Source organism: Tenacibaculum profundicola (assembly GCF_057220795.1).
The window spans coordinates 2750023-2767774 of sequence record NZ_CM170137.1 but is presented as its reverse complement, the minus strand read 5'-3'; the positions used below and the strand labels follow the sequence as shown (position 1 = coordinate 2767774).

The following is a 17752-nucleotide window of genomic DNA, read 5'->3' as shown; positions in this document are numbered from 1 at the left end:
AATTATGGTCTCTAAATTTCCGTGCAAAGGTAAACAATTAATTAAAACTACAAACCCTTTTTTTATTTAGTTTTCTTATTCAGGATTTTGAATATTTCTTAAATAAAACTATTTGCTGTTCAGTAGTTTTGAAATAAAAACGGCTTCTATTATTAAAAACAAAAACAACGGAATTATTAATGAGAATCTTTCAGCTTTAGAAAGTTCTTCGCTAGAAAAAACGGACGCTTTAAAAATTAAAACAAAAAAGCCCATCTTTAAAAAAACAGAGGCCAAATAAGCATAACCTGCTTGATTGGGTAGTTTCTCAGCTACAAACTCAACTATTGTGTATACAATGGCAGCAGCGATTGCATGAAAAAAGTATACTGAAAACAATGAAAAAGCAAGAGGTATTTGCTTTGATTGAAGTATATATTGATGTGGAAAATAGCTTACTACCAAAAAAACAAGCAGTGCCGTTACAAAAAGTAAAATACGTTTAATCATCATCTTTTGAGAGTTTTGATACTTGGCGAATTACTGAAAACATGGCGCCAAAAACCGCTACAAGTGTACAAATTTTTGTGTAAAGTTGATGGTCATTTGGGTATTTTGTATCTAACCATTCACCAAGTAAACTACCTAGGTAAATGGTTAGACCCATTTGAAAAGCTATTCCTGAAAAGCGAACAAATTTACTAAGCTGTCTTTTCGGCGGTTTTTTTCTCATTCTTTTTTAATTCTTTTATGGCTCCTTTCATAGCACAAGTTGCATTAAATGTTGCTCCTGGTTCTACTGATAATTTACCGACAACAACCTCTCCTGATATGTTTGCGCTGGTCTTTACTGTTAATGTGTTTGACACCTGCAAGTCTCCAGAAAATTTCCCTTCAATATCAGCATTCACGCATTCAGCCTTGCCTTTGATTAAACCGGTTTCGCCAATAATAACTCTTCCGTTTGTTTGTATATTTCCATCTAGGGTTCCATCAATTCTAAAATCTCCTTCAGAAACGATATCTCCTGTGATTTTTGTATTTCTACCTATTACATTTCTTTCAGAAACTGATCTGTCACTAGCTTTCTTGCTTTCTTTGCTAAACATAATTTTAGGGTGTTTTAATTTAAGGTTATTTTTGTTTTTTTAATTGCTCCATTATTTCTTCTGCTCTTTTTCCTTCTTCGGTATTTGTATAACTTAAAGATACAAATTCCAAGGCATTTTTATAGGTTTCCCTGTCTTGATATTTTCCAATTGACATGGCTCTTAACAGTGCGAATTTAGGGAGTAGGTTTGAGTTTTGTATCGATGGTGAAAACTTATCTATTTCGACCACCGTTTCCTCAAATCTATCTGTTCTATAGAGGTAATAAATTTGCCTATACCTTTTCAATACTCGATCTTCTTTTACCACTTCCTTTAAGTCTTGACCGGGTGACCTAATTAACTGTGCGAATTTAGTATCTGAATACTTATTTAGTATAATCTCTTTATAAAAACTTGCCTTTTCCTTGATATTTACATCACTATATAATTGGTATAGATGATAACTAATGGCTAGCTCAAGTTCTTTATCTTTCCGCAACTCTCTCAGGCGTTCAAGATTAGCAATAGCTAGTGGTGGATTTTTGAATTGTTCTTTATAAATTAACCCTAATTGATATAACGCTTCGTTACGGTCTTCTTTTAGTTTCTGTATATCTTCTGGTTTTGTTGGTATCGCTTCTACATAGGTAGACAATTCAAATCTCGGATCTTTAACTGGTTCTAATGATGTTTCTTCCTCCTCAACAGTACGCTCTGCATTACTGCTCTTCTCTGATAGCCTCCAATTATCTTCTAAAGTTCTGTTACCCCAGGTTTCTTGAAAGTTTGCCTTACCATATGCTACACTTTTCAGGTTGTAAAAATACCATTTACCACCATTACCACTGGTGCCTGCTCCTACTATCCCCCCAAACGAATTTCCGAAGTTTTGAGCGTTTAGTATTTGTTGCCTCTTCTCTTCATCTTCTTTTTTAATTCTCTCTATATATTTTTCAAAAAAAAGTATTTGCTCTTCTTTACTCATAGCAACAACATTTAAAATACTGTCACTGTTCTTTACCGTTTCTTCATATTTTCTAAGCGTAGTTAGGCCTTTGTTTTTTCTTCGAATTCTTCGAATTCTTTTCTCTTGATCAAATGTTTTAGAGGTAATTTCTAAAACGCTATCGTAATAAGAACCCGCCAATACATAGTTTCGTCTATGAAAAGCCATATTTCCCAATTGCTCGTATGCGTAGGTTTTTTGATAGTTGGTGTTTTCCTTTGCTCTCAAGGATTTTTTAAAGTATTCTATCGCATTTTCTCTTTTGCTTCTTCCTTTTTCTAAAACACCGGCTTGATAGTACAGCGCATTTAAAAATTTACGGTTATCGGCATTTTTAATCAATTTTTTCAACCTGCTTAATACAAGTACCGATGCCGAGTCGTTTTCAGTGTTCTTTGCTAATTCTATACTTGCCCGTATACGATACTTCTGAGGTGCTTTTTTTTGATCTGCTAAATTTGTAAAAACCATTCGTGCAGAGTCCTTTCTGTTTAACTCACTATAAACCTGACCTAAAATAAACATATTCCTAGCTGCTTGTTCTCTGTTCTTAAATGTTTGGGTTGCCAAGGTTAAATGCTCAATTACTTTCTGAATTGTGTCTGTTTTTTCATAAGCCATTGCCATTGCTGTATGCGCTTTTTCTCGCTGCAGATCGGTAAGCGTTTTTTCATTTTTATCAAGCTGAATAAGCAAATTCAGAGACTCTATTGCCAATGTTTCGTTTTCAAGGCGAATATTTGATTTTGCTCTCCAAATTTTTGTATCGTAAATTAGATTCGCTTTGGGATAGTTCGCAATGATATAATTAAAGGCTTCTATGGCTGGAATAAACCGCTGTGTATAATATCTTGCTTTTCCCAGCAATAAATACGCATCATCTATTTGTTTATTCCTTTCATATCCATTGATATTCATTGAATGTTTTTGTACTGCCTTTACCGCCTTTTCTTCAGCCTTATCAAAATGACTTGAATTATTATTTCCTTCTTCATCATCATTTTCTTTGCTGTTAAAGTCAGTTCCTGGTTTCAGAACAGTGACTACTATTTTCTTTTCGTCAAAAGTAATAGGTTCTATTTGCAGTCTTTTCCAAAAATTATCTTTGTGTTTATCCTCAATTTCCTCTAATCCCTTTAAATATGCCTGTTCTCCGTTAAACAAAACATTGTATTTTGTAGTCAATGCATGGAAATTGCGATTTATAAAAGTATCCTTCTTTACGCTGCACGACACACCGATCACAAGAATTATACTGAAAACTAATATATTGGATAGTTTTTTCATAAAAATACGCATTTACTTTACAACAACGATTCGTTTAAGTTATTGTGTGTAAGAGCGTAAAAATAGTAATAAATAAGGAAAACTGGCATGATTTGTAAAAGCTCATTTTAAAATATCTGCTTGCTGCCAATTGACACGTCAACTTTACATCTTTGTACTCAATTGTTGAGAATTTTTACACCTTGTTATATTTTATTTTAACAACGAATGCAACCAGCTATTATACAGATGATTAAAATCAACGAACTGTTTTCTCACTAAATTACAACGAAAATATCTAGTGTGTACACTCTAATACAAAGTCTATGATTTCATATAAATCAAGGCATATAAATGAATACGTTTTAATTATAAAGACAGGGTTGTAGCCATCACAAATACATGTTGTTATAAGATTATATGCTTACAACCATGTAAAAAACGCCCCTTCTAATCTTACTCAAACTTGTATGTTAAACCCTGTGTATGTATAGCTATACTGAAAAATAGCTTTCCAACTCTTGTAATGTTGCATTAGAGGTGCTTATATCTCTCACCGCGTTTCCTTTATCTAACACCATTATTCTTTCACAAACTTCGGTTACATGGCTTAAATCATGACTAGAAATTAGCACGGTTATTTCTTTATTTTCAGTAAGTGTTCTAATTAATTTTTTCAATCGTATCTGCGTAGTTGGATCAAGATTAGCAAAAGGTTCATCTAAAATTATTACTTGAGGGTTTCCCATCATTGCTGCAACAATACCTACTTTTTTCTGATTACCTTTACTCAAATCTCTAAGGTATTTTCTCTTTCCAAGAATCTCTCCGTTAAAAAACTCCTCAAATTGTAACAAAAAAGATAGCACATCTGCTTTGTTCATACCTCTTAAGTCACCAATAAACTCAAAATATTCTTCGGGTGTTAAATACCCAATTAAAAAACTTTCATCGATAAATGACCCTGTAAAGGTTTTCCAATCTTCACTTTTGTTTACGATAATATTATGGTTGGAAATTTCACCTGTTGTAGGCCTTATTAAATCTAACAAGATATTAAACAACGTTGTTTTCCCTGCTCCATTGTTTCCAACTAACCCGAAAGATTGGCCAGTTGGAATCTCTAAAGATTCAATATTTAAAACTTGTGTTCCACCGTATTTTTTGGTTATGCTGTTTACTGTAATCATTATTTCTGAAATTTGTTAAAGACTAGTTTTTACGATTTTTGATTGAATGCATGTATTGTTGCATATTTATCTTTTATGTACTTACGTTCTATAATATTCATAAAGAAGTTTTTACTTGCGAGTGCTATAACTCCAACCGCTGCTATAGCAGTAACACCGGCAGTAAACCCAATAAATTTATTAAACACCCAAAACAATAACATGGGTAGTAGCATTATTGGAATGATAATCAAAAACTGTGTAGCACTTGTTCCTTGTGTATTTGAAAAGCCACTTTTACTTAAATCTATTCTTTTTCTATTAAATGAGCCTGCATACAATAAAAACAATGAGTTGAAACCGATATTAAAAATAGCCCCCGCCGTAATCATTAAAAACGTATCTAGACCATAATAGAGGTAAGGAAGACTCAAAAAATACAAACAAGACGTAATCACCACCATTAAGTGCCACTTACTGTCTAAAAACGTTCTATAACGTATATTTTGGCTCATGATCATTTTGTAGTACTCACTGTCCCAGGCAGGAATGAATTGCCCGTAATTAATGGTAAAACCTCCTGTAACGAAAAGAGCTGCAAAAATTAAAAAGGCAGGAGCCCCTTCTTCATAGGTTGGGTTACCAAAAAAGATTACCCCATAAAATAAAAACAGAAAGGACATTAGAAAAACTGTTTTAGTTCTTTTATTTCTCCAAATTTGTCTGATGTCATTTTTTATAAAAGGCGCTACTTCACCAAACTTTTCAATCCATGAAAGGTCTATTGTTTTTACCTCAACAGCTGTACTTGCAATCGCATCGTCTAAATATACTTTATCAAGTAATTGTTTGTAATTTACATAATACAATACCACTACTAAAGGCAACGAAATTAATGACAGTAAAGGTGTATTGTAAACTGATTGAAAAAGGTTTCCGAAAAAACCAGTTATATCGGCAATATCGTATTGATATGATACATACAATACCCCTAATAACCCAATCAACATACCAAGAGCTATATTATTTTTATTAATCAAAAAATTCGTAAGGTTTAAGGATTGTACTAACACAATCATTAAAAATAACCATCCTAAAACCCCTGATACATCATACCCTTCTTTTATCAAAACTAGAGCAAACGGCACATAAAAAAACAAGGGTAGTATATTAAATACTGAAAAAGCTGATTTGCCTAGTACATAATGCACCAACTTACTTTTTTTGATGGGTAGCAATAACAAAGGTTTAATATTCATTACTGGCAGTTTTTGCATTAAATAGCGAAAAATCAGGTCTGCAATCAACGCAAAAATCAACAACTTATTCACAAGTACAAAAGGGTCAATATTGGGTACTTTATCCTTTATTATGTAATACCCTCCCGCTCCAATCGCTAAAAATGACACGATAAAATATAAGGCAAAAAACCCCATTATAATGTTTAGAGCGATACTCTTCCCGAAACTCGAAGACCGAAAAAACTGCTTCCATTCTAGGTTTAAAAAATGTGAAATCATATTCGTTTATAGTTAGATAGATGTTTATATGTAGTCATTTAAGAGATTTTGTTACAAAAAAAGCATCAATATTATCTATTGATGCCATAAATTGTTAAAATAGTGCGATTCGAACTATGCCCATTGGCACACTATACCGCCCATAAGCGCAAGGCTGACAATCCAAAAGCCAATATCAATGGCTAAATACCTAAATGATTTTCTCTCAAATAACCCTTTAGTTCCTAAAATCGGTAAAACCGCGAAAAAACCCATTACCGCCCCGTGCAACGCACCGTGCTTAAAGGATCTAAATCGGTCTCCAAAATTAGCCATGAACTCTTGAAAATATGCATATCCACCTCCTTTTTGCTGGCTAAACCCGGATTCACCTGCCAAGATGGAAGCAACGCCCCATTGGTGTATAACGACCATTTGCAAGAAAAAAGCGAGGATAAAGCTGAACACAAAAGACAATCCTAGAACCATGGCCATGTTGGTGCCTTCAAGATCTTTTTCAGTAAAATTCATTTCTTTCATCCATGCTTTTTGAAAAAGCTTTGGACCATACCAAATAAAGCCCATTATCATAGGGACAAAAGCAGCGCCTATTATTGCTAAAAAATTTGTTTGCATTCTATTAAGTTTTTAGGTTAGTTGTCTCAAATATAACAAAAAAGCATCAAGTGAATCTCGATGCTTTTTTACTAATGCCAATTAAGCATTAAAATGTAGTATATAAATTTACTTCTTATTAGTTTATCTTCATTGACTTTCCTATTGCTTCCAATTCGAACATAAAGTCTCTTTTATTTACAGAAGGAGCATAGGTGAATCCTTCAAAGATTACCAAACGGTTATTCTTTTTATCAACCACTGTGTAATTTAAAAAGGGCCCCGCCATATAATCATTCTTTACTTCCCATTTCCCTCTAGTTTCATATGCTTTTTTACCATCTATTATGGTATCAAACGTAAACGGTGTGTATGCTTTTTCAGTTATCATATACATTCCTTCTCTACTTCCTGGTATAAATTTTTCACCTATAGAGTCTCTTACCAATGTGATATTATCAACGATGTTTACCTGATTTTTTAATGGAATACTATATACCAGTATATTATTGGTTCCATCGCCCCTAGCTATACCGCTTTTTAAGCGCTGACGAAGCCATAGAAAGTTTCCAGTATCATCCACTAAATTAAATCTTTTAGGTATGCTCATCGTAATCCCTAAGTTTTTCAATGTTTTAAACTTGGTTTCATCAATACGTTCCTTTCTAAATATCTTTTGAATAAACTTGATGTCTTCCTCTTTGAATATTTTAATAATCTCTTTTCCTCGATTTTTTATTAAGTGTATCAATCCTTGTTCGTCTTTAGCCGTGGCATGAACAAATATTTGAGGGGAAGCATGTCTATTTTTTTCTACCGTTATAGCCTCATCTTTACCCTTTTTTATGATTAACACAGCCTTTCCATTTCTCATAAACCCTTTAAAGCCTGAAGGGTCTACTTGCCCTACCGACAATAATGTTTCTGGTTGTGGTAATCCTACTTGATGTTCTCCAAAAACTCTTCGGATTTCATCACCTATTTTACCATCCCAATCGTTGCCTTTGATGACAATCAATATTCTATTGGTGTTTCCTGTAGACGACGGTAATACATAACCTCCTTTACCGTCTTGTTTACAAGAACTGAATAGAAATAATAGTATTAAAAATGCGATACTGTTTCTCATGTGTTTAAATTTTTATGTCTTGTTATCAATGAAGAATTTAAAATACCTTCAATTTCAAAAACAAGCTTTTGTATTTTTCTAATTTTATTTGTCGTTTTAGACTTACTACACCCCAAATATTGTTCCATTCTTTCATTTGTTGAACAAAAATTAAAAGATATTTTTTCCAATAACCTCTTATGAGGCCTTGGCTATTCACATAGATACCATTTTGGGCATTGGTCATGCTATTTTCCTTCTAAAAAGGTTTTTAGATTGCTAGTTTTTTGGGGTAAATACTTAAGCGTTGCCCTATTTTTAAATGATTAGATCGCAATCTATTCCATCTTTTAATATCTTTAACTCGCACGCCATATTTATTTGCTATTTTACCTAAATAATCTCCAGAGCGCACCTTGTATCGTATGCGCTTATCCATTTCAAAGTATTTAGGGAGTGGTTTTTCTCGTTTTGCATCCTCTTCATCAGCTAATGCATAGATTTCCTTTTCTTTATCTAAGAAGTCAAACATCGCTTTTCGCGGTAAACGAACGGCGTAGTTTCTTTCCTTGACATAAGGGATTATGTCTAATTTATACGCTGGATTTAAAAATGAAATGGAGTTACGCTCTACTCCAATCTTTTCTGAAATTTGATCAAAGCTAATGGTTCTCTTTATACGAACTGTATCTGTTTCTATATGAAATATCTTAGGTTGCTCTGGATGTAAACCGTGGTTTTCGGCATACTCAAAAATATACATTGTTGCATAAAATGCAGGAACATAACCTGCTGTTTCCCTTGGAAGGAATGGACGAATATTCCAGTAATTCTTACGTCCTCCCGATCTTTTTATGGCTTTCAATACATTTCCAGGCCCTGAATTATATGCTGCTAAGGCTAGATCCCAATCATCAAAAATTTTATATAACTGACTTAAATATTTACAGGCTGCAATCGTTGATTTGACAGGATCTCGTCTTTCATCAACATAAGAACTAACCTTCAGGTCAAATTGTTTTCCGGTGGCATACATAAATTGCCATAAGCCAGTTGCTCCAACATACGAACGCGCATTGGGTCGTAAGGCAGATTCAACAATGGCCAGATACTTCATTTCTATGGGAACATCATATTGATCTAAATACTGTTCAAACATAGGAAAATAATACTTGGCTTTTGCCATTAATGCAGGGTAGTATTTTTTTCTATGTTTTAAATAGCTGTTGATCACCTTTTCTAATGCAGGGTTATACGCTAAGTTAAATGGTGTATTGGCTTCTAGAGCAGTCAATCGTTTTTTCAACAATTCTGTAGATAAAAACTCCGTAGTATTGGTATTGATATCTTTATCATTAATCACGTATTGAATACTATCGTACAACGATGAACTCAACTTCTCTTCTAGTAATAAACTATCTATTGTTTTTAAATCAGTATCGGAAAACAAGTCTTCAGCTTGTTTATGTATCACTGAATCTTTAGCTATGAAAGCTGAATCTATCGCTATATGCACACTGTCTTTAGATACCTGATGGTTGACCATAGGTTCTTGTGCTATCATTTTTGTAGCAACTAATATTAGGAGTAGTTTTCGTAGTTTTTTCATTTTTGTTACGATAAGAAACAAAGATAACTAACTGCTAAGCAACCAGTCATTACCTAGGTATCTTGATTATATTAAACATCTAATTCAACCACAATAGGACAGTGATCTGAGTGTTTCGCTTCGGGCAGTATATAGGCTCTTGTTATACTATTCTTTAAGGGCTCTGCAACCATGCAATAGTCAATACGCCAACCTTTATTGTTCGCTCTTGAATTTGCTCTATAACTCCACCAACTGTAATGATTTGGTTCTTTATTTAGATGACGAAAACTATCAATAAATCCATTCCCTATAAAATTTCCAATCCATTCTCGTTCTTCTGGTAAAAACCCAGAAACACCTTTCATTTTCGGATTGTGAATATCAATTTCTTCATGACAAATGTTATAATCACCGCAGATTACTAAATTCGGCACCTCCTTCTTTAACTGATTCACGTACTCTTGAAATTCATCCATATAGGTGAACTTAAAATCCAATCGTGCATTGTTTGTTCCAGACGGTAAATATAAACTCATGATAGACACCTCATCATAGTCTATACGAAGGTTCCTTCCTTCAAAGTCCATAGTTTCAATTCCAGTACCGTAGGCAATATGTTTGGGTTTTTCTTTACAAAATACTGCAACACCAGAATAGCCTTTCTTTTGTGCTGAAAACCAGTATTGATATGGATATCCTGCCAACTCAAAATCTGTAGGATTTAATTGCTCTGGTTGTGCCTTTGTTTCTTGAATACATATAACATCAGGGTTTGCCTGTTGCAACCAATCTAAAAATCCTTTTTTTATGGCAGCTCTTATACCGTTTACATTGTATGAAATTATCTTCATGAATCTAAATAAATTGGCTTTTTAAGAAAAATCCAAACAAGTTGGGTTCTCTTTCCGTTTTTCGTTTCTATTATCTTTTTTCTAGGTGATAAAAAATAGGCTAACCCAATAGCTATTGGAAACTTTAACCAAGAAGGTTCCAGGCTAGTGGTTTTTTCTATTAACAATAAAAAAACAACGATTAAAATAGGGTATACAACCCTATGCATTCTTTTTAATACGTTCATTATTAACTATCCATTTCTGGAATATCACCATTGATTATCAAGGTCCCTTCTGTTGCTGTTTGAATTTCCTCTACAGAAACCCCTGGCGCTCTCTCTAATAGGTGAAATGCATTGTTTTTGATTTCTAAGACGGCAAGATTAGTCACTATTTTCGTAACGCATCCAACTCCCGTCAGTGGTAAAGAACACTTTTTAAGCAACTTAGACTCTCCTCTTTTATTGGTATGCATCATTGCTACGATGATATTATCTGCACTCGCTACTAAATCCATAGCACCTCCCATACCTTTAACCATCTTTCCTGGTATTTTCCAGTTAGCAATATCACCATTTTCGGCAACTTCCATAGCTCCTAAAATAGTCAAATGCACGTGTTTACCTCTAATCATTGAAAAACTAGTTGCTGAATCAAAGAAACTAGCCCCTGGTAATGCAGTGATAGTTTGTTTTCCTGCATTGATGATATCGGCATCTTCTTCACCTTCAAATGGAAATGGCCCCATGCCTAAGACTCCGTTTTCACTTTGAAATTCGACTTCTATGTCATCTCTAACAAAATTGGCTACTAAGGTAGGAATTCCAATTCCTAGGTTCACATAATACCCGTTTCTTACTTCTTTTGCTATTCGTTTAGCGATTCCGTTTTTATCTAGAGCCATAATTAATTTCTTTGTCTTACTGTGCGTTGTTCAATTCTTTTCTCGTAGTTCTCTCCTTGGAAAATACGTTGTACAAATATTCCAGGAATATGAACTTGATTTGGGTCCAATTCACCCACAGGAACTAATTCTTCTACTTCCGCTACTGTTATAGTTGCTGCGCCACACATATTAGGATTAAAGTTTTTGGAAGTTCCTTTAAAAATAAGGTTCCCAGCTGCATCTCCTTTCCATGCCTTTACAAAAGCATAATCCGCTTTAAAAGCGGGCTCCAACACATACATTTTACCATCAAATTCTCTTGTTTCCTTTCCTTCCGCTACTTCTGTACCATAGCCTGCTGGGGTATAAAACGCTGGAAATCCAGCTTGCGCTGCCCTACATTTCTCTGCCAATGTTCCTTGTGGTGTTAACTCTACTTCTAATTCACCAGACAGCATTTGACGCTCAAATTCATCATTTTCTCCCACATACGACGATATCATCTTCTTTATTTGACGGTTTTGTAATAAAAGTCCTAATCCAAAATCATCAACTCCCGCATTATTTGAGATACATGTAACTTCTTTTACTCCTATTCGAACAAGCTCTGCGATGGCATTTTCAGGAATTCCACATAACCCAAATCCGCCCAACATAAGTGTCATTCTGTCTTTTATACCAGCAACAGCTTCTTGTACGTTATTTACTTTTTTATTAATCATATTGTTGTTCGTTACTGTTTAAAAATCTGTGTCTTCTTCTTCTTCTTCTTTATTTTTCTTTTCGCCTTCCTTTTCCTGTTCTTCTTCAGGCACCACTTCTTTATCACAATCTACATCAATAAACAGTTCTCCCTCAGGTTTATCGAAATCTTCTTTACTGATCTCCAGTGTTTTATCTTCATAACATTTTTTCATAAATAATGCCCAAGTAGGCAATGACATAGTGGCTCCCTGCCCCATTCCAATACCATAAAAATGGGTTGCTCTGTCCTCTCCACCGGTCCAAACTCCTGTAGCCAGATTGGGTACAACGCCCATAAACCAACCATCTGATTGATTTTGTGTTGTTCCTGTTTTTCCTGCTATCGGATTTGTATACTTGTATGGAAATCCGGTAATAGCTTCTTTTCTTTTATTGTATTGGGATCTCAACCTTGCTCCTGAACCGGATTGTGTAACTCCTTTCATTAGCTCTAAAATAACATAGGCAGATTCTTCGCTTAACACCTCTTTAGTTTCAGGAACAAATTCTTCTAAAACCGTTCCGTTTTTATCTTCAATTCGCGTAATCATCATCGGTGTAACGCGCAATCCTTTATTTGCAAAAGTAGAATACGCGCTTACCATTTCTAACAGACTTAGGTCAACAGAACCTAATGCTATAGATGGATTTGCCTCTATTTTAGATTTGATTCCAGCCGATTCTGCCAAACGTGCTACGTTTATCGGTGATACCATATCAATAAGTCGGGCGGTAATAACATTAGTTGATCTTGCGAGTGCATCTTTTAGCGATAATTCGCCTCCATACTTTTTATCAACGTTTTCGGGAGTCCAATCTTTTGGCATTCCATACTTTTCTTTTGGTATTGTATAAGGTGTATTAGGAAGCTTATCACAAGGCGACATTTTCAGCTGATTGATTGCCGTAGCATATACAAAGGGTTTAAAGGTAGACCCTACTTGTCGCTTTTGTTGTTGTACCGCATCATATTTAAAATACTTATGGCCAATCCCGCCAACCCATGCTTTGATATGGCCCGTTTGAGGCTCTATCGACACTAAACCAGAACGTAAAAATTGTTTATAGTAACGTATAGAGTCATAGGGTGTCATTACAGTATCTCTTTCTCCTTTCCATGAAAACACTCTCATATCAGTCTCTGTTCGGAAACTTTTGTCTATTTCTTTTTCCGATTTCCCCTTTGCTTTCATGCGTTTGTAACGAGAAGATTGTTGTTTAGCTCTTCTGATTGTTCTAGCAATCTCTTCTTTTTCTAAACCGTAAAAAGGAGCTGTTCTATTCTTCTTTTGCTCTTTATCAAAGAAAGATTGTAGGTTTGTCATATGTGCTTTTAGCGATTCTTCTGCATACTGTTGCATTCTAGAGTCTATTGTTACATATACTTTTAACCCATCTTTATAAATGTTATAAGCTTCGCCGTTTGGTTTAGGGTTTTTCTTTGCCCATTCTTTTAGCAGCTGTTTTAAGTTCTCTCTAAAATATGTCGCTAAACCATCGCTATGGCTTTCAGGTGTAAAGTTTATTTTTAATGGTAGCTTTTGCAGTGAGTCTTTTTCTTCTTGTGTGATAGATTCGTTTTTAGCCATTTGGGCAAACACAACGTTTCTTCGCTGCAATGATTTTTTCTTTGAACGTTCTCTACGCGGGTTGTATTGACGAGGATTTTTTAACATTGCCACTAAAATAGCTGATTCCTGGAGGTCTAAATCTTTCGGTTCTTTTCCAAAATAAATTCGAGCAGCCGATCGTATTCCTGTAGCGTGATACAAGAACCCTTGCGTATTCAAATACATGGTAATGATTTCTTCCTTGGTATATTGACGTTCAAGTTTTACTGACACTACCCATTCTTTAAATTTCTGAATTAATCTAATAATTTTGTTAGAAGAAGCTCTTTTGGTAAAGAGGTTTTTCGCCAATTGTTGCGTTATAGTACTCGCTCCACCGCCAGCACCCAGTTTTGCTATGGCTCTGGCTGTACCTTTAAAATCGATTCCTGAATGTTCGTAAAACCGTTCATCTTCGGTGGCTATTAATGCTTTGACTAAATTCTGAGGTAAGTCTTTGTATCGAATAGGTTTTCTGTTGGCTTTCACATAGTAACTTCCAATTACTTTTCCGTCTGCAGAAATAACTTGGGTAGCTAAATCACTTTTTGGGTTTTCTAGTTCTTCAAAAGTAGGCAACGCTCCAAACGCTCCCCAAGAAGCTAATAGAAACATTAGGCAAATAAAAAGAAAGCCTCCTATAGAAATTTTCCAAAACCATTTAATATACTTGCGAAAGTTGGTTGTTTTCTCTTCTGTCATTTTTCTGTTTTTTCAATTCTAAATCCAACATGGGTAATTCCTTCTAATTCCTCTATTCCATCAATTTCGCCATTTTTTCTCATGGCTTGTCGTATTTTAAAGGTATAGCTTCCTTGTGTAGGAAATGTTATGTTTTCTTTATAAAAAAGTTTGTTTTCTTTAATATCTGTAAAGCCTTCACCTAGAAATTTACCGGTAGCATCAGCCATGTCATATTCTAAGGTGTCTGACACTATATTTCCATCGGGAAAGTTCAGCTGTGCTATGACAAACAAGTTACTGAACGCGTAGTTTTTATCGTTTCTGATATTTATGAAAAGATGGTGTTTTTGTATGCTGTCGTTGGTAGAAAAAGTGAATTCTAATGTATTCTGCTTGCTCCATTTTTGATTATGTACCGGTATGTATTCATCAAAAACTCTCATTTTATCACATGACGATATCAAAAAAGTCAGTATAACAAGTACTAATAGTGTTTTATTTTTGTTGATTATTCTCAGCATTATTACCACCGTTGTTATTTCTTCTTTTATTGTTATTTCTTCTTCTTTTATTCGTGTTTGGTTTATTTCCCTGCGGTGTTTTCTTTTGATTGGATTTATTTTCTTGCGCGGGTTTATTGTCTTTAGCTTTATTAACAGTTTTTGTACCCTTTCTCTTATCTACTTTTTTTCTTTCTAAATCGGGTTTGTTCTGTGCTTTTTTAGTTGTTTTATTCTTTTGAGGTGTTGGTCCTTGTTTTGTCTTAGTTTCAACTCTTTTATTAGTTTTTACTGCTACATTCACTGTTTTTTTACCCTTTCTTCTAGATCTTCTTGGTTTTTTAGGCGTGTCAAAACGTGTTAGGCTATCTTGGCCTACAACATTTTCAAAATCAGCTTTTGGTTCTTCAATGATTTCCGATTCATACTCTTCTAAAGGAGAACCTAACTCATTACTAACGTTTAATTCTATAATTTCTTGTACTTGCTCTAGTGATAGTTTATACCACTTAAAACTTTCTTCTTTATACGTATACCAAACCAATTTTTTAAAAATATCCATTTTCACATAAACCGCATCTCCTTTTTCGGTTTTAAGAACAAGGTCTTGCTTCGGAAACTCTTTTAATGCATCAAGATATGTGTCTAATTCAAAGTTCAAACAACACTTCAATTTACCACATTGCCCTGCCAGTTTTAAAGGATTTAGTGATAATTGTTGATATCTTGCTGACGCTGTATTTACCTTTCTGAAATCTGTTAGCCATGTTGAGCAACACAACTCTCTACCACAGGACCCAACTCCTCCCAAACGGGCAGCTTCTTGCCTCATTCCTACTTGACGCATTTCCACTCGAATAGAAAATGCACTTGCCAAATCACGAATCAACTGTCGGAAATCTACCCTGTCATCGGCTGTATAATAAAACGTCGCCTTGGTACCGTCGCCTTGGTATTCAACGTCAGAAAGTTTCATTTTCAACCCTAGTTTACTAATAATTTCTCTTCCTTTTCGTTGTGTTTCTTGTTCTCTTTCTCTAGCTTTATGCCAAATATCAATATCTTTTTGTGATGCTTTTCGGTATATTTTTTTTACTTCATCACTGTCTTTTTCAACCTTTCTTTTTCTCATTTGTACTTTTACAAGCTCTCCTGCTAAAGAAACAATGCCCACATCGTGCCCTGAAGAACCTTCAACTGCCACCACATCCCCCATCGAAACAGTTAGTTTTTCAGTGTTTTTGTAAAAGTGTTTTCTTCCGTTTTTAAAACGTACTTCGTATATATTAAATGGAGCTTCACCTGATGGTAAAGTCATATTCGATAACCAATCAAAAACAGCTAGTTTATTTCCACTTCCGCAGGTTCCTGTAGCACAATTTCCATTGCTTTTACACCCTCTTGGAACGCCATTTTTGTTAGTTGAGCAACTGCTACAACTCATAATTTATATCTATGTTTTACGAATATTTTTTAAACCTGAGTGCTTTTCAGTATCAAAAAACATTCTTTATATTATTGATTTTTAGTTAAATAACCCTAACCACTACATTCTTTTTCTAATAGGTAAAGATACATATTATAACGGAATGTGAAAATCGATTTTTTTTGTGTAGTTCTCTTTCTTTTTTTAAGGTAAAAAATATTCTATCTATTCTAGATCTAGACATAGTTAAACCATTAAAAAAAACCCTATAAACATCGGTTTATAGGGTTTTTTTACTTTATATGTATGGTGTATGTAACTTACACTACTCCTTGATCAATCATTGAATCAGCTACTTTTACAAAGCCAGCGATATTTGCTCCTCTCACATAGTCAACGTACCCATTTTCTTGCGTACCATATGTTACACACGCTTCGTGTATACTATTCATAATACCGTGTAATTTGCTATCAACCTCTTCACGCGTCCAAGATAAACGCAATGAGTTTTGTGACATTTCTAAACCAGATGTCGCAACACCACCAGCATTTGACGCTTTTCCTGGAGCAAATAATATTTTTGCCTTATGGAATTCTTCGATAGCTTCTGGTGTAGAAGGCATATTCGCTCCTTCCGCTACACATGTACATCCGTTTGCTACAAGTGCTTTTGCTTCTTCCCCATCCAATTCATTTTGAGTTGCACATGGCAAAGCTACATCACATTTCACACCCCAAGGTCTTTCTCCTTTAAAAAACTTAGCCGATGGATATTTTTCAACGTACTCGTGGATTCTTCCGCGCCTTACATTTTTCAACTCCATAACAAAAGCTAGCTTTTCAGTGTCGATACCTTCTTCGTCATATATATATCCTGAAGAATCAGACAACGTAACTACTTTACCACCTAGTTCAATCACTTTCTCAGTTGCATATTGTGCTACATTACCCGAACCAGAAACAACCACTGTTTTTCCTTCAAAAGAATCTCCTTTGGTCTTCAACATGTTTTCTGCAAAATAAACATTTCCATAACCCGTCGCTTCAGGACGAATTAATGATCCTCCCCAAGCTGCTCCTTTACCGGTTAAAACTCCTGTAAATTCATTTCGTAAACGCTTGTACTGACCAAACATATAACCTATTTCACGTCCACCAACACCTATATCTCCGGCTGGAACGTCAGTATTTGGTCCAATATGACGTGCTAATTCAGTCATAAATGATTGGCAGAAAGCCATTACTTCACGATCTGATTTACCTTTTGGGTTAAAATCAGAACCTCCTTTACCTCCACCCATTGGCAAGGTTGTTAATGAGTTTTTGAAAACTTGCTCAAATCCTAAGAATTTTAAGATGGATAAGTTCACAGATGGGTGAAAACGCAACCCTCCTTTGTATGGACCTATAGCAGAGTTAAATTCTACTCTATAGCCTCTATTAACCTGTGTTTCTCCGTTAGCATCTACCCAAGGAACTCTAAACATTAAAACGCGCTCTGGCTCAACCATACGCTCTAATATTTTTTTGTTCTGATATTTGGGATTGTTTTCTATAAACGGAATTACAGTTTCTGCCACTTCATGTACTGCTTGCAAAAACTCTGGTTCGTATGGATTAGATTGCTTAACATAATCCATAAAAGCATTTATTTTAGATTCCATAAATCTTCTTAGTTGTCTGATATTAATTTAACAATTTCACTTGCAAATATAAATTTTACTTGGCAAATATAATTAATTTAC

At 34.7% G+C, this 17752-nt stretch carries 17 protein-coding genes; all 17 read right to left on the bottom strand.

The window, feature by feature from the left end; all coding sequences use genetic code 11:
- Positions 1 to 108 precede the first annotated feature (108 nt).
- Positions 109 to 492 carry a DUF6168 family protein gene (locus AC2TDS_RS11855; protein WP_484735801.1) on the bottom strand — a complete coding sequence of 128 codons (384 nt, stop codon included), beginning with the start codon at positions 490 to 492 and terminating at the stop codon, positions 109 to 111.
- Positions 482 to 712, bottom strand: a complete 231-nt coding sequence (locus AC2TDS_RS11850) for an AtpZ/AtpI family protein (RefSeq protein ID WP_484735800.1) — start codon at positions 710 to 712, stop codon at positions 482 to 484. Before AC2TDS_RS11850 ends, AC2TDS_RS11855 begins: the two co-directional genes overlap by 11 nt.
- Positions 681 to 1088, bottom strand: coding sequence for a bactofilin family protein (locus tag AC2TDS_RS11845; RefSeq protein ID WP_484735799.1), 408 nt, complete (start codon positions 1086 to 1088; stop codon positions 681 to 683). The genes AC2TDS_RS11850 and AC2TDS_RS11845 overlap by 32 nt, the downstream gene beginning before the upstream one ends.
- 25 nt (positions 1089 to 1113) lie before the next feature.
- Entirely contained in the window at positions 1114 to 3363 is a 2250-nt protein-coding gene (gene porW / locus AC2TDS_RS11840) for a type IX secretion system periplasmic lipoprotein PorW/SprE (protein WP_484735798.1), read from the bottom strand.
- A gap of 473 nt (positions 3364 to 3836) precedes the next feature.
- Positions 3837 to 4532, bottom strand: coding sequence for an ABC transporter ATP-binding protein (locus tag AC2TDS_RS11835; protein WP_484735797.1), 696 nt, complete (start codon positions 4530 to 4532; stop codon positions 3837 to 3839).
- A gap of 29 nt (positions 4533 to 4561) precedes the next feature.
- Positions 4562 to 6031, bottom strand: a complete 1470-nt coding sequence (locus tag AC2TDS_RS11830; protein ID WP_484735796.1) for a DUF5687 family protein — start codon at positions 6029 to 6031, stop codon at positions 4562 to 4564.
- Between the two features lie 114 nt (positions 6032 to 6145).
- Positions 6146 to 6646, bottom strand: a complete 501-nt coding sequence (locus AC2TDS_RS11825) for a DUF1761 domain-containing protein (RefSeq protein WP_484735795.1) — start codon at positions 6644 to 6646, stop codon at positions 6146 to 6148.
- 118 nt (positions 6647 to 6764) lie between these two features.
- On the bottom strand, positions 6765 to 7754 hold the full coding sequence (locus AC2TDS_RS11820) for a DUF4837 family protein (RefSeq protein WP_484735794.1): 990 nt from the start codon (positions 7752 to 7754) through the stop codon (positions 6765 to 6767).
- A 250-nt stretch (positions 7755 to 8004) separates the two neighbouring features.
- Positions 8005 to 9342, bottom strand: a complete 1338-nt coding sequence (locus tag AC2TDS_RS11815) for a lytic transglycosylase domain-containing protein (protein WP_484735793.1) — start codon at positions 9340 to 9342, stop codon at positions 8005 to 8007.
- 71 nt (positions 9343 to 9413) lie between these two features.
- Positions 9414 to 10175: an exodeoxyribonuclease III gene (locus tag AC2TDS_RS11810; RefSeq protein WP_484735792.1), complete on the bottom strand. Its 762-nt coding sequence runs from the start codon at positions 10173 to 10175 to the stop codon at positions 9414 to 9416.
- Entirely contained in the window at positions 10172 to 10402 is a 231-nt protein-coding gene (locus AC2TDS_RS11805) for a hypothetical protein (protein ID WP_484735791.1), read from the bottom strand. The genes AC2TDS_RS11810 and AC2TDS_RS11805 overlap by 4 nt, the downstream gene beginning before the upstream one ends.
- 2 nt (positions 10403 to 10404) lie before the next feature.
- A complete protein-coding gene (locus AC2TDS_RS11800) occupies positions 10405 to 11061 on the bottom strand; it encodes a 3-oxoacid CoA-transferase subunit B (protein WP_484735790.1) in 657 nt (218 codons plus the stop codon).
- Positions 11062 to 11063: 2 nt separating this feature from the next.
- The gene (locus AC2TDS_RS11795) at positions 11064 to 11765 is read right to left on the bottom strand and encodes a CoA transferase subunit A (RefSeq protein WP_484735789.1); all 702 of its coding nucleotides are present in this window, start codon (positions 11763 to 11765) and stop codon (positions 11064 to 11066) included.
- Between the two features lie 18 nt (positions 11766 to 11783).
- The gene (locus AC2TDS_RS11790) at positions 11784 to 14099 is read right to left on the bottom strand and encodes a penicillin-binding protein 1A (RefSeq protein WP_484735788.1); all 2316 of its coding nucleotides are present in this window, start codon (positions 14097 to 14099) and stop codon (positions 11784 to 11786) included.
- Positions 14096 to 14602: a gliding motility lipoprotein GldH gene (gene gldH / locus AC2TDS_RS11785; RefSeq protein ID WP_484735787.1), complete on the bottom strand. Its 507-nt coding sequence runs from the start codon at positions 14600 to 14602 to the stop codon at positions 14096 to 14098. The genes AC2TDS_RS11790 and gldH overlap by 4 nt, the downstream gene beginning before the upstream one ends.
- A complete protein-coding gene (locus AC2TDS_RS11780; protein ID WP_484735786.1) occupies positions 14577 to 16025 on the bottom strand; it encodes a PSP1 domain-containing protein in 1449 nt (482 codons plus the stop codon). Before AC2TDS_RS11780 ends, gldH begins: the two co-directional genes overlap by 26 nt.
- A gap of 302 nt (positions 16026 to 16327) precedes the next feature.
- Positions 16328 to 17671 carry an NADP-specific glutamate dehydrogenase gene (gdhA, locus tag AC2TDS_RS11775; RefSeq protein ID WP_484735785.1) on the bottom strand — a complete coding sequence of 448 codons (1344 nt, stop codon included), beginning with the start codon at positions 17669 to 17671 and terminating at the stop codon, positions 16328 to 16330.
- Positions 17672 to 17752: the final 81 nt, after the last annotated feature.